Consider the following 13,428-nt stretch of genomic DNA (forward strand, 5'->3'; position numbering starts at 1 on the left):
GAACTGTAGTTTTGTAGGTTGAGTGTAGCGACAGCGAAACCCAACATTATAGTCTGGTTAATGTTGGGTTACACTCCGTTCCACCCAACCTACATAATGTCCTTTTTGAAAAACTCCTCTTTTCAAGATGGACGAGGTTTAGAAGTAATTTACAACTATAAATTTCTAATTTAATTGTCATACTAACTTCACCATTTTTTGCCACTATCTAAGATTTATACTTATTATTTTGAAAAAATATTTACCTTTTTTGAATCACATCATTTCAGAAGCATAAAATACAGATTTCCTTTCTTAGAATGAGTAATTTTACTAATTAATCTCTTTCTAATTGATATAGATTAAGTGATAACACTAAATATTGAAGATAACAAGTATAAATTAAAACTTTTTAATGTTGGTTGATAAAATTCTTCAGCTAACTCACAATCTTATTATCAAGCTAAAAAACAGCAATTATTATCTTTTTTAGACAAAACATAAATAAAATACACATATTTAGCCAAATTATGAGCATTTTTTGCTAATAACCTCCTTTAACTAAGAAAATAGGTCGTGATTATTACTTGGATCTCAGTTTTTCCAGAATACACTAATGTTTTTATTGAAATTATTGCTGTAATAGTTAAATTTAGTAACAAAAATGCAACATAATTTCTAATTGGATGAGCTTTTAATCTCATAATTTTTAAATTTTGAAAACAATAGTGCTGATTATTAACATGAGGAGAATCTGGAGTTTTTGTTTGATTTTTTTATTGCTGCTGTGGAGTGGAGAAGCAGAAGCAGGAGAGTTAGCCAAACGTTTAGATAGTTTTCCTATTTGGGAAAAAATTAATTCTATCCAACCTGCTACGGGAGACTTAGTATATCCTGAGTGGATGGTGGGTGAATGGCAACTTAGCAGCACACTTGTAGATATGGTTGCACCTTTAGCGCCTGAAATTGTCACCCCTGGATTTGAGGGAAATCGTCAGTATCTCAATCAGCCTATTGAGTGTCAAGTGCGATTTATCAAGCAAACCACACCTGTTGCTGGATTAAAAATCAACTCTGGTGTAGATAGAAAATCAGTAGTAGTTGCGGATCGAGCATTTAACGGCTTAAATTTGGCCAGGGCTTATTTAGGGGATGCAGCTGTGATTTCTGTCAAAGTAGATCCAAATTCGCCTAATCGTCAGATCACGTTTTTACGTCATGAACGCCAGCTAATTTCGATTGTTTCTGAACGGTCTACAGAAACTACACCTGATGGTAGGTTTATTACAACAGAAGTTTTTCAACAACTATTTAAAGGTGGTGGACGTCCCTATTTCAATTTAGTGGAATCTACGACTGCTTACCGCAAACTATCTACTTCCAATCCAGCTATAGAAGCGGATCAAGTTACTGCTGTTTACCTTTCACCCCAAGACCCAGATTATTTCCAAGCTGGTTCTCGTCCAGTTGCTTTGTATCGATATCGCTTGGAATTTTTTCGATAGTTAGTGAAGATAGAGTGAAAAGTGGCCAGATCCCCGACTTCTGGTGATAAGTCGGGGATCTTGTTTCTAGCAATAAATTTCATTGTTATTTGCGATCGCGTAGCAGTTGCTTTGCAGCATCGCTTTCCCGTTTGTTGTAAATGTCATCTCGTTCATAAATGACGTCACGACGTTAGTTATAAACGTCACGACGTTATCTATGAATCAGAGGATGTTAATAAATAACGTCACGACGTTAATTATAAACGTCACGACGTTATCTATGAATCAGAGGATGTTAATAAATAACGTCACGATGTTAGTTATAAACGTCACGACGTTATCTATGAATCAGAGGATGTTAATAAATAACGTCACGACGTTATCTATGAATCAGAGGATTTTTGTGATGAAGGGTGACTTTTGAAATGCGATCGCTCATCTGTAAAATAATTTTGCAACTCCAAATACATCAAATCCCCGACTTCGCAAAAATCGGGGATCTTTCCTTTTGAAGGTAATACTGGCTCAAGATTTACTTTGTGTAATTTTGTTTACTGTTTGAGCAATGGCTTTCGCGTCTTTACCATCGAAAGTTTGCTCATCGCCATTGTTCCAGGTAATAAAACAGACAAATCGCCAAGACATTTGAAAATGAAGATCGCAAAATCGAATTTGACGAGCGTAACTTAAATTTAATAAACCTCTTGTAGGTGTTTGACAAAGAATCGGTTGTGGCATCATATTTAATAAGACCTTTAATAAAGGTTGGGTAAGAGAGGCGTTGTCTACTTGGAGGTGGGAACGCCTCTCTTATTTGTATATTAATACGAATAATTCTTATTTGCAATACCTTTTTAGATATTTTTTCTTATTATTTTATATTTATAATGCTGATGTGTATATTGGGTATATCGCAGGAGTCAGTGGTGTTGTCGCAAATGTATTGATGTTGATGATAAATGTTGGTTTGGGGAATGCGTAAATGTGTAGATATGATTAGGGGTGTAGACATACTTTGCGCGTCTACACCCCCCTACTTTAATTTGTGCTGATACCGATTCAATGAATGATTGCAACACATGCTTGGTTCAAGACGCGATGAATCGCGTCTCTACAATATGGTCTGTCACATTCTTTGTTCAAATTGGTATGACTTACTTACTTTTTCTCAATTCCATAACAAAAGCGACCAATTATCGGTTTGTTTTCTTGCATTAATCTATCTGTACTCGCTTTTAATCCTAGTAAAAATGGTTCTAAGTTGAAAGTCTTCCAATCTCTACTAATATTCTTGGTAGAACTCCACTCACTCCACCATTTTTCGGGTTCTATACCTTTGGCTTTAGCATCTACGATGAAATAGTAAAATCCTGGTTTGGGAAAGACACTTGGTTTAATTGTCGCAACAAAATTGAGATTATTTTCACCATTTCGTTGCCATCGACCAAATTCTAGTGCTTTTTCTAACTGTGAATTTTTTGGTTCATCTTTTAGGGTTTTTGACAACTGATCAAAAACCTGAATCTTGGTATCAGTTTCAATATTATTAGAAATTTGCGAAACATCGTCAGTAAATGGTAAAGATGTATTGTTATATGTTGCTAAAGGAACTTTGTAATTCAGGTCTATTTCTGGTTTCGATGTTTGATTGATTTGATACAGATGAATTTTTTGTTGATTTATTTCTATTCGAGGACTACCAATAGCTGCTATTTTTTTAATCCCATTATTTTCCTGTTTTGGTTCCCCATCAACATAAGATAATTCCTTGACCAGATGATTCGCTGAAAATATTGTTGAGTGGCTATCTGCTGGTATTTTTTTATCTTTGCTGATTTTGTCGAAATAGTATGATATGTCGTTATATTGACCGATAAAAATTACATAGAAAGGTCTAAATTCTGCTATTGGTTTACCTTGTTTATCATTTGTTTCGTAGAGGAACTCTCCACGAGTTTCGTCTTCGACATAAACCTTTCCATTAAATTCACTTTTAATTGCTAAAATTCCGACAGCATAATCTGCTTTTTGATTATTTAAATTTAAATAATACTCTTCAAGTTTTCGGTTAATGTTATTCACATCCTCACGAGCTTGATATAAATCAGTGACAATTACAGTAAGTTTATTTTCCTGTGCATCAGAAATTGCGTTTTCTATCTTGACTGTTTTTAACGGTGGATAAGCACTACCATCATAAAATTTGCGTTGCTTAGATTCTAAATATCCTTGACGACCAGATTCAATATTTGTTGGTGTCTCATCACCCAAACGATAATATTCTTCTTGAGAAATACTTCTTGGTGTACCACCAATGAATAATGTTTGCTCTAATAAATCTATAGTTTGGGCATAACGAGTTTTGTCATTTGTCGGATGGGTAACGTATCCTTGCATTGATGGAGTTCCATCTACATACATGGCAATAGTTAAGGGTGCTGACTCAGAAGCAGGATTAGGAGGTGGAGTTAATTCACAACTTAAAGATAGAACTTTAGAACCTTGGGGACAGCCTGTAATGAACCCTGGGATTAAGGATGTTAATAATGCAAAGACTAGCCATTTTGATCGAATCATATTTGTGAATTAATATATTTGTCAAAAAATATTAATAATGGTTAAGAAACTGTTTTGAGAAGTTACATAAACAGAGAAAACAGTAAATAAATTAAATAAATATAAGCATCACATACCACTTCTACCTTTAATTAATTGATTTCAGAATTTATTAACTAATTGCGCCCCTGTAATAAAAATTGCTGGTGAGTGTTTGCAGAATTTACAGTTATATTGACATTATCTGTGAAAAGTGACAAATCAAGTAGATAAATAGAGTATATAATAATACATATTCAATAAAGAACTATTAATGACTTAAATTACCGAAAGTTGTAAAAGTTTGTAAAAATTACCAGAGTTATAATAAATCATCGTTGGTATATTTTTACAAGCTTATACTAGTAATCGCAATAGGAGGGTGAATGAAGGCAAGTGAATTAATTCGCATCATAGCTTTCAGTGTGATCGGCTCGCTTTTGATGCTTTGGGTACAGCCGATGTTTTATCGCAGTCAAATTTTTTTCTTTGTTCTGAGTACAGTATCTAACCTTGAAGCTTGGATTGGCAACTATTACACACCAGGAGCAGCAATTGTTCTTGGTTGTAGCATTTTATCAACATTCTTATGGTATTTTTTGGCAGCCAGAGCGCAACCCAGAACAGCGCATGATCGGCACAATTGGTTACTGATTTGGTGTATAGTTTTGTTTTTACCAGTTTTAAGTATTGTTATTGCTCTATTCTTTTACAGCTATACTCCAGAAGCTCTTTTGTCTTTGACTACTTTATTTATATTGGATGTTGTACTTCTTTATTGGTTCACTACGGCTACAAGTTCTCCCAAAGATTTAATGTACACTCCCCCAGGGGCATTTACACTACGTCGTCTTCCTTTATTTAGGGATTAAATAATGTCACTTTACTTAATTAGCATTGGTGGGACAGGTGCTAAGTGTGTGGAAGCTGTAATTCAGTTAGCTAGTATTGGACTTTTTAGCAATAATTCCATCAAGATTTTATTTATAGATCCAGATGAATCCAATGGTAATTTGGAACGTACTCAAAGCACTCTCAACCTTTACCAAAGATGCTACCAAATTATCGCTGGAGAAAAAGAACAATGTTCTTGGATGAAGACTCAAATTGAGTCTTTTACTTCATGGTCGCCATTTGCCAGAGTTAACGTTAATAAAAATCTTGGGTCTTTTTTTAATTACAATAACCTGAAACAAAATTATCAAGAATTAGGTAACTTGTTTGATGTTCTTTACACCAAAGAAGAAAGAACTGTTGATTTAGATGTTGGGTTTCGTGGGCGACCGGCGATTGGTTCAGCAATTATGAGCCAAGTAGATTTGGATGCTTTAGATAATGAACCATGGCGATCGCTCATCAGTCAAATTCAAGGAGATGTAGGACAGGGAAGCGAAACCAAGATTTTGCTTTGCGGTTCGATGTTTGGCGGAACAGGTGCTTCTGGCTTACCTACTATCGGTAAATTACTGAACAATAAATTGCGGCGGTTGAATGTGCGCGATCGCGTTAAGATTGGTTGTTTATTCATGTTACCCTATTTTTGCTTTTCCCCGCCCGTAGGAGGAGATGCCGATGGTATTTACGCCCAATCCGATTTGTTTTTATTAAACACAGAAGCAGCGTTGCGCTACTACGTTACTCAAGCACGAGAAATCTTTAACACTGTATACTTATTAGGAAATCAAAACGCTAAACAAGTTGATTTTAGTATTGGTAAAAACACCCAACGTAATGAACCACATTTTATCGAACTTTACGCAGCATTAGCAGCCAGACAGTTTTTCTTAAAACCTTGTAACGAACAACTTCCTGTAACCTTAATTGCTCGTCAAAGTTTAGATAAAATCACATGGAATGATCTTCCAGAGAAAAGTGTGGTTCAGCAAGAACTAGTAAACGCCACACGCTTTGCTTATGCTTGGCTAGCAAATACTCTCCCGGAATTAGAAACTGCTCAAACCCAAGGAATTCCCTGGGCGCAAAAAAATATTGCTTGGTTTAGCAGATTTTTCCGCCCTCAAACTTTGTTTGGGGGAAGGGGTAAAGATTTACCTGAGTTGGGTAATGCAAATGAACAAGACACAATCAATGTTGTGACTAACTGGTGTCAAATATACTTAGGTTGGTTACATGCTATTCATCAAGGTGATGGTGATGACATTCAACTTTTTGCTTCTCGTTCTTTTTTGCAACCTAAATTAGAACTATTTCCCAATCTTGTAATTGATGACAGTCGGGGTAGAAGTAAACAAACACAAGACACAATACAGGAATTACACGTCAAATTGATTTCTGAACCAAGAGATCTCAAAGAACCAAACCAAGGTACTGCTGGATTAGCAAAAGCTCTTTATATTCTTTCTCGGCTGTAAAAATCAGATCACAGGACAAAATTGTTTATGACCGTTGCACGCTCAAATAACAATTCATACTTTTTTCTTCCCACTTTAAAAAGGGATGCTGATGTCAAACCCATTGACGAAGCTGGGAAATGGGAAGCTCAAGAAAACAATGCATTTCAAAATGTTGCAACCAGCTTAGATTATCAAGCTCCCAGAGAAATAAAAAGCGTTAGCTCTGTACCAACAATGTGGGCGCGTCCTCTATCAATGGAGATGGCTCTACATAATAATAAGTATCCGATACGTGAACAGATGATTAAGCAATGGCGGGGAATGTTAGCAGCGATCGCTCTTGCAGAAGTACGCGGTTTTCCCCTCAAAGCACAATTAATAGAATTGGGTCAATTAAAATATGAAGAATTTGCCCGTTGTTTACATGAGCTTTTACCTAGTGACGCCAACGCTCTTTATACTTTAGGAAATAAAAATCCTTGGGAAGATATATATGTATTTTTATGGCAAGGTAAACCAGTAGGAATGACCTCACCTAGTACCTTGGTTTGTCCTTCAGAAGAAGGAGAATGGACAGGATTGCAATGGTGGTCAAAAGGTCAACTAGACTCGCCGATTAATTATATAAATGCTAGTGAAAAATCTCTATTGTGGGGTTGGTTAAAAAATCTGCGTAGAGAGATAACTCAGCATCAAGGGAAAAAAGACGCCATTAATATGATTGGTGGGTTAATAGATGAATTTCGTAGTGATTTAAACGCAGATACTAATCAACAATTTATTTTAACTGAAGAACCACAATTTTTTGGAGTACCACTCAATCGAGGAGTACTCCATGCTTTGAATTTTCCTGTCAAAGCACCAGAAAAAGATTCCAATATCCGCTTAATCCCCAGTTTAAATAAACAACAAGCTCCTGATTTATTAATCATTGATCCAGAAATAGCTAGAGTTTGGAATGTCTCACCCCAAGATATTTGGATTCATGGCGGGAAAACTTTAGCTGCTTTAAATATTGAAGATTTACGGCAGAAAAAGATTATTTGGACAGATGTAAAATGGATTGAACCTAAAGATTTATTCTTGCCAGAATTTAAATTTATTAATCAAGAAGAAGCTTTACCTGGTGCATTCTTACCCAAAGAAATTGTACCATTGACCTTTGAGGGCGATCGCATTACTCCCTTGATTCCCCTTAATTCCATTTTGCTGAATTATCTCACACCCGAAGATTTAATTTCTCGACTCAAACTCCAGCCAATTAACGATAATGAAGGGCTGAAAGTCCGGGTAACTTTAGATTTACCTTTAGCGGGAATGAATAGCGAAAATTCATCCCAAAATTATCGCATCCAAAAAGATTATCTGCTAAAAGAAGAAAATGCTTTACCGGAAGTACCTGTTTTAGAAGTATGGCCTAACTTCCGTAGCAAAAACTGGAAATATTATTATGCATTCTACTACGATGGTGAACATGCAGAAGAAACTTTCCAAGTAAATTTTCCCGAAGCAAAACAGCCACACATTTTTAAAGATGGTCGTGGTTCTTATCAAATGGCTTACTTGGAAAAATTTCCATCTTATATTGAATGTCAAACTCAAGAACGAAAAACTTTGGGTTTAATATTACTGAAAGCTCCACAAGAATTTTCACCCAGAAGTTCATGGAAAATAGGTGTTGATTTTGGTACTTCTTTCACCAACATCTATATAAATAGAATTGGTACTGCTGAAAAATTACAATTAGAAAACCTGCATCTCAAAATAACAGAATTCAACCAAGAAACGCGATTACCTTTGCTGTATGAATACTTCATCCCAGAAGACTTTATTCCACTCACCAACCCATTACCTTTATCAAGTGTACTCACAACTAGAGGAAGTCAGGCTAACGACAATGATACTAAAAGACCAATTTTAGACGGTCGGATTTATGTTCCAAATAGTTACAAATTTAAACCTCAAGAAGACTGGATTAAGACAAATTTAAAGTGGGAAGATAATCAAAAATTAGCTTATAATCAACTCTTCCTCAAACATTTAGCTTTGCACATCACTGCGATCGCAGCCAAGAATGGAGTTACAGAAATTCAATGGTCATTGTCTTATCCCTCGGCTTTTTCTCGTGGTGACAGAACTAAATATGCCAAAACTTGGAAAGATATCACCAAAGAACTAGAAGAAAAAACAGGAGTTAAACACACTTCTCCAGAAATAGATAATTTAGACGACTTTCGTTCTGAAAGTTTAGCAGTAGCTCAATATTTTGCCGACCATGAAGGACATGATTTAGTTAATACTACTTGTATTGATGTGGGTGGTGGTACTTCTGATATATCAATTTGGGAAGAAGAAACTCTCGTTCATCAATGCTCGGTTTTGTTAGCAGGACGAGATTTATTCTCACAATTTTTAGAGCTAAATCCCAAGTTTTTAGAGCGTAGATTTGGAATCGAAGCTGCTGAAGTCAAAGGATTAAAAGGCACAGCATTTAATCCTAAATTAGATGTATGGTTACGCTTAGAAGGGGATAATTGGCTGAATAATAAAAAAGCATTTATCGCCGATGAACCAGATTTTCAAGGACTGATACAACTAACAGCAATTGGTACAGCAGGATTGTATTATTATGTAGGCATTCTTCTCAATACGCTGCACAAAGAAGGGAAGTATCAGCGCCAAGAAATTACCCCTGTTTACATGGGTGGAAATGGTGGTAGATTCTTACACTGGCTTTCGGAAACGGGACAATTTGACCGCAACTCAGAAATTAACTTATTATTTAGCCGGATGCTGAATAAAGCTTCTGGTTTTGAAGATACAGAAGTTCCCACACGTTTAAGCAAGAATCTCAAAGATGAAGTTGCTTGTGGATTAGTGTTGAAGGATACAAAACTTACAGGATTAAAAAGAAAAACCAAAGACCCATTAATTGCAGGTGAACAAAGTGAAGTTAATGGTAGAACAATTGATTGGAATTCTCGTTTGCAATTAGAAGAAGATGAAGAAGAAATTGACAAATTTGCCATTCCTAAATTAGTACAATTACCTAAATTTATCTATGATTTCCATGTAGCATTGAGAGAATTAGAAATCGAGGGGATAAAACCTCTACAAGGATATAGAAGAAGTCTAGACCTTCAAGACAACGAAAAATTATGGCGGGATACAAACCGCGAATTGACAAATGTCTTACTGAAAATCAAAGGTAAATCAGAGAATATTCGCTTTGAACCACCATATATTCTGGGGCTAAAAGCATTATTGCGTGTATTAGGTAAGGAGTGGGCAGAAAGATGGTCAAAGTAAAAAATTTGCATTACGACATTTTCTTAACAATCTCCTTGTCTATGTGACGGGTATACATAACTCCCCCTTTTCATTTCAGGAAAGGGGGATAAAGTTCAATTAATGCAATATTAAGTATTCCGGGGAGCTTTACTAAAATCATTAACAGTTTATATTGAATATCCATCTCAGATTTTATGGAGTAAGTAAAAATTATGAGTTTACAATGTCCAGTATGCGGAACTCCAGTTAATGATCTAAGTAGTCAAGATGATTGTAGTGAATGTGGTTTTCCTTTAAAGACTCCCGATTTAGATCAATTCACTGCTATAAAAATAAAATCTTTTATTAAGAAAATAATAGAATGGGGACAAAAACTATACAATAATCAATATTCTCAACATAATTTAGCTTCGGATATAAAAGAAGATTTAAACAGCTTTGCTGACAGGTATGAATTGCCGCAGGAAATCAACTCGGAATGTGTACAATTAAATATGAATGTTGTTCAGTCACAAATTGAATTATTTACTACAACTGTTATTTTAGAAAATCGCAATTTTTTGCAAGAAATAGAATCAAATTTATTTTCACAAATAGATTTTGATAATCTGTGTGAATGTGATCAAAAAAGACAAATACTTAAGAAATATTTTAATAAAATTACTTTAACTCATCAAAATGAGTTCGATAATAAATTAAAAGAACTTGAATCAATACTTTTAAAACAACTAACTATAAATGCAACATCAACATCTCAAGAAATTGCTCTCCCAGAAACATCATTAAATCAGTCTCAGCAGCAATTACAGAATATAAATATAGAACAAATTTTACACACGCTATTACAAGTTTTACCCCCAGAGATTAAGCAAACTCAAATTATTCTCCCCCAACCTCAAGCTGAACCAGATCCAAATCCAACTCAATTGCAACAAAGTCAAGAGTTGTCATACGAACATCAAGAAAATAACGTTGATGTGAGTAATATTGCACCAGTAGAAAGAGATATTCCACAGCTTGAGCAAGCAACTAAAAATTACTCTTCAAGTGAGTATATAGAACCAATCAAATTGCTATCAATTGAAGACTATGCGAAAGAAACCAGTATTTCAGATTTTGATTCACCAAACATTCCTCACCTCGAAGAATATAACAAAGACCCAGAATCACTGGAAAAATACAAACCAATATTACTATCAATCACCGACGAGACTATACATCAATGTCGCTTAGGAATTACTCAACCGATATTACTAGAAAAAAATCGTAGAGGTAACTACTGGATAATTCCCGAAAATGAGCCTGCAAAAATAGGAAAATATCTGGTTCCAAAAGCCAATCTAAAAATCAATGAATATAGTTTAGAAACCTTTAAACTATTATTTGAGATAGATGGAGAAAACCAAAATAATTCTAGTAAATTCAAAGTTATAAAACCAGCATTATTAATTTATATTGAGCAAGATACATGGCAACTTAAAGAGCCAGGAATAATTAAATTAGAAGTTGATAGTTTTATATAAAAGTATCTTTGTTATTTGATTTCAGTCCTCAAATTATAGTAAAAGGGGGCATTTATGGCAAAAACAAAAAATCTGCAAATATTATTCTTTGTGTTCTTAGTGTTGAGTCTGTTATCAGGGAATCAACAGAGAAGTTTAGCTGTTTTAAATACTAATAAAGGAGATTGGAAAAATCAGGTTAAATACTCTCCTTGGCGACTAGAAGTCGCGACTACACAAACTAAACCCGCCTGTCCCGTTTCAAAAATCTTGTATTCCGTTGACTCCAAGTCTGTAGTGTCAGACTCTATCTGTCTAGCAGAAAATCATATTACTTCAGAGCTTCTAATATATTCTATTAACTCAACTATTGCACTTAATGATCAAGACCTATATCAGGAATTTCAACAACTAGAAGAAACCAATCGAAAATTTGAAGTTTCAGTGAATGAGTTTATCAGTCAGATTGAGCGAGCTTTGACTGAAAATAAGTTAACAATATCTGTTAACTCAAAGAATGCTGTTTCTGAGTTAGAAACATTAAATAAATTAAATAATTCTTTGAGTACGAAAATTCAAACTTCTGATAAATTTAGCAATGATAATAAGAATAAAATCACGGGCATCAATTCTTCTATTAGTTCTGATATAGAACAAATGAAAACTATTTTGATACCTCTAGAATCTGGTTTAAATGAAAAAACAATCTCACAAGTACAGGAAAAACTTCAAATTCCCAGTGATGGTAAGTTTGGAAGGGGAACTTTTGAAGAAATCAAACAAGTTTTAAATTTAAACAATAAGCAAATTAATTCAAAAATTAATGAATTAGAGAAAGGAATTAAGCATCAAAATTATCAACCGACTAATAATCCACCTACTAATATTCAAACTGACAACCGCAATGAAAACTCAGGTGTCTTTATTTCAGGTATAGGTATAGGTGTAGCTATAGGTGTAGTTACAGGTTTAGGTATAGGTGTGGCTATAGGAATGTGGTTACAACAAAGGATTCTTTATCAAAAGAGTAACGAAACCTCCTCAGAAAAGCCTGATAATAATATCAATACTCGGACTCATCCTGTAGAACCTACTAAACTAAACAAACCTTCTTTTGATCAACAAGAACAATATCCCGACACACAAACCAATAATCCAGAGTTAGATGACACATTCATTTCACCAAGAACATCATTAGAAATTCCTACACAACCTCCTACTTATTATTCTCCACCAACAAATCCTCAGCCAAACACCCAGCGCAATTTTCCTTCTTCAAAATCACAAATAGTTCAAATTTATAATCAGAATTCTAAATCATTAAACAAAGACGCGACGGAAGTTTCAGAAACAACAGATAGTATAAATCAACGCCGTCTTGGTGGTCATCAATCTGTGACTTTAGAAAAAGTGAGTAAAGGTAAAGGTAATTATTGGATACTACCTGAACAAGGTTTTTTATGCTTGCTTCCAAAAGGAAATCTCAAAATTAATGAATATAATTATGAAACAGTAGCAGCTCTTTTTGATTGTCATAACTATCAAAGTGGATATTCCAATGATTTTCAATTAATTACGCCTGCAACAGTTATTTCTGTTGGTCAAGACCAATGGGAACTTCAAGAAAGAGGAGAATTACAATTTTAGAGACTTATATAAAATAAAATTATTTTAATCAAATAATAAAAATCAATATGACAGATTCGGAAAACAACTTTAACAACTTTGAAGAATTAGAACAAAAACTTAATTTTCTCATTGATACAGTCTATCAATTGGAACGGAGACTTAGCAAGGTAGAAAAACTATTATCAAACAAAAATAATTCCAGTGATTCAGAGTCAGTAACCGTTACTGACTCTTTAAATATACCTGATATACCTAAAACTAAATTATCAGAAGCTGAAATATTAGAAATTTACAATAATAACTGTCATGCTTTAGCTAACAATGCTGTTAAAGTTGCTGTAACTCAAGAAAGTCTCATAAATAAAGATATACTTTTTTTAGAAAAAACCAAACCAAAAACAGCTAGTTATTGGATATTGGCGACAGAAGATGCTCAATACTGGCTGTTACCGTAACCGTTCAGGGGGTAGAAGAGAGATAGCCAAAAATGAAGCTCAAAATCTGATAAATTAAGTGGAATGGAACACAAGTGCGCCAATCAGCTAGAGCAGATATCCCAGGAAGATTGGGGAAGAACTCCAAACAGCGTCA

General features: G+C 34.5%; 9 protein-coding genes. 7 read left to right on the plus strand and 2 right to left on the minus strand.

Annotated features, from left to right (window positions below):
- Positions 1–722: 722 nt before the first annotated feature.
- Positions 723–1,484 (plus strand): DUF6816 family protein, encoded by a 762-nt coding sequence (locus ACE1AT_RS16895; RefSeq protein WP_374870312.1) that lies wholly within the window; start codon positions 723–725, stop codon positions 1,482–1,484.
- Positions 1,485–1,991: 507 nt separating this feature from the next.
- Here the strand turns inward: ACE1AT_RS16895 and ACE1AT_RS16900 are convergent.
- Together ACE1AT_RS16900 and ACE1AT_RS16905 are read right to left on the minus strand one after the other, a co-directional pair.
- Positions 1,992–2,204: a hypothetical protein gene (locus tag ACE1AT_RS16900; protein ID WP_374870328.1), complete on the minus strand. Its 213-nt coding sequence runs from the start codon at positions 2,202–2,204 to the stop codon at positions 1,992–1,994.
- Between the two features lie 420 nt (positions 2,205–2,624).
- Positions 2,625–4,043, minus strand: a complete 1,419-nt coding sequence (locus ACE1AT_RS16905) for a hypothetical protein (RefSeq protein WP_374870314.1) — start codon at positions 4,041–4,043, stop codon at positions 2,625–2,627.
- A gap of 404 nt (positions 4,044–4,447) precedes the next feature.
- On the opposite strand from ACE1AT_RS16905, the gene ACE1AT_RS16910 reads away from it, so the two are divergent.
- The 6 genes from ACE1AT_RS16910 (at position 4,448) to ACE1AT_RS16935 (ending at position 13,292) form a co-directional block, all read left to right on the plus strand.
- Entirely contained in the window at positions 4,448–4,933 is a 486-nt protein-coding gene (locus ACE1AT_RS16910) for a hypothetical protein (RefSeq protein WP_374870316.1), read from the plus strand.
- A gap of 3 nt (positions 4,934–4,936) precedes the next feature.
- Positions 4,937–6,433, plus strand: a complete 1,497-nt coding sequence (locus ACE1AT_RS16915) for a hypothetical protein (protein WP_374870318.1) — start codon at positions 4,937–4,939, stop codon at positions 6,431–6,433.
- Positions 6,434–6,460: 27 nt separating this feature from the next.
- On the plus strand, positions 6,461–9,724 hold the full coding sequence (locus ACE1AT_RS16920; protein ID WP_374870320.1) for a hypothetical protein: 3,264 nt from the start codon (positions 6,461–6,463) through the stop codon (positions 9,722–9,724).
- A 194-nt stretch (positions 9,725–9,918) separates the two neighbouring features.
- Positions 9,919–11,229, plus strand: coding sequence for a hypothetical protein (locus tag ACE1AT_RS16925; protein ID WP_374870322.1), 1,311 nt, complete (start codon positions 9,919–9,921; stop codon positions 11,227–11,229).
- A 54-nt stretch (positions 11,230–11,283) separates the two neighbouring features.
- On the plus strand, positions 11,284–12,855 hold the full coding sequence (locus tag ACE1AT_RS16930; protein WP_374870324.1) for a hypothetical protein: 1,572 nt from the start codon (positions 11,284–11,286) through the stop codon (positions 12,853–12,855).
- A gap of 47 nt (positions 12,856–12,902) precedes the next feature.
- The gene (locus ACE1AT_RS16935) at positions 12,903–13,292 is read left to right on the plus strand and encodes a hypothetical protein (RefSeq protein ID WP_374870326.1); all 390 of its coding nucleotides are present in this window, start codon (positions 12,903–12,905) and stop codon (positions 13,290–13,292) included.
- Positions 13,293–13,428 lie beyond the last annotated feature (136 nt).

Source organism: Pelatocladus sp. BLCC-F211, from assembly GCF_041928655.1.
In the GTDB taxonomy this organism is placed as follows: domain Bacteria; phylum Cyanobacteriota; class Cyanobacteriia; order Cyanobacteriales; family Nostocaceae; genus Pelatocladus.

Bases quoted from the DNA above. Each gene is read 5' to 3' on its own strand.
- ACE1AT_RS16895 (WP_374870312.1), top strand. From the start codon at position 723: ATGAGGAGAATCTGGAGTTTTTGTTTGATTTTTTTATTGCTGCTGTGG.
- ACE1AT_RS16900 (WP_374870328.1), bottom strand. From the start codon at position 2,204: ATGCCACAACCGATTCTTTGTCAAACACCTACAAGAGGTTTATTAAAT.
- ACE1AT_RS16905 (WP_374870314.1), bottom strand. From the start codon at position 4,043: ATGATTCGATCAAAATGGCTAGTCTTTGCATTATTAACATCCTTAATC.
- ACE1AT_RS16910 (WP_374870316.1), top strand. From the start codon at position 4,448: ATGAAGGCAAGTGAATTAATTCGCATCATAGCTTTCAGTGTGATCGGC.
- ACE1AT_RS16915 (WP_374870318.1), top strand. From the start codon at position 4,937: ATGTCACTTTACTTAATTAGCATTGGTGGGACAGGTGCTAAGTGTGTG.
- ACE1AT_RS16920 (WP_374870320.1), top strand. From the start codon at position 6,461: ATGACCGTTGCACGCTCAAATAACAATTCATACTTTTTTCTTCCCACT.
- ACE1AT_RS16925 (WP_374870322.1), top strand. From the start codon at position 9,919: ATGAGTTTACAATGTCCAGTATGCGGAACTCCAGTTAATGATCTAAGT.
- ACE1AT_RS16930 (WP_374870324.1), top strand. From the start codon at position 11,284: ATGGCAAAAACAAAAAATCTGCAAATATTATTCTTTGTGTTCTTAGTG.
- ACE1AT_RS16935 (WP_374870326.1), top strand. From the start codon at position 12,903: ATGACAGATTCGGAAAACAACTTTAACAACTTTGAAGAATTAGAACAA.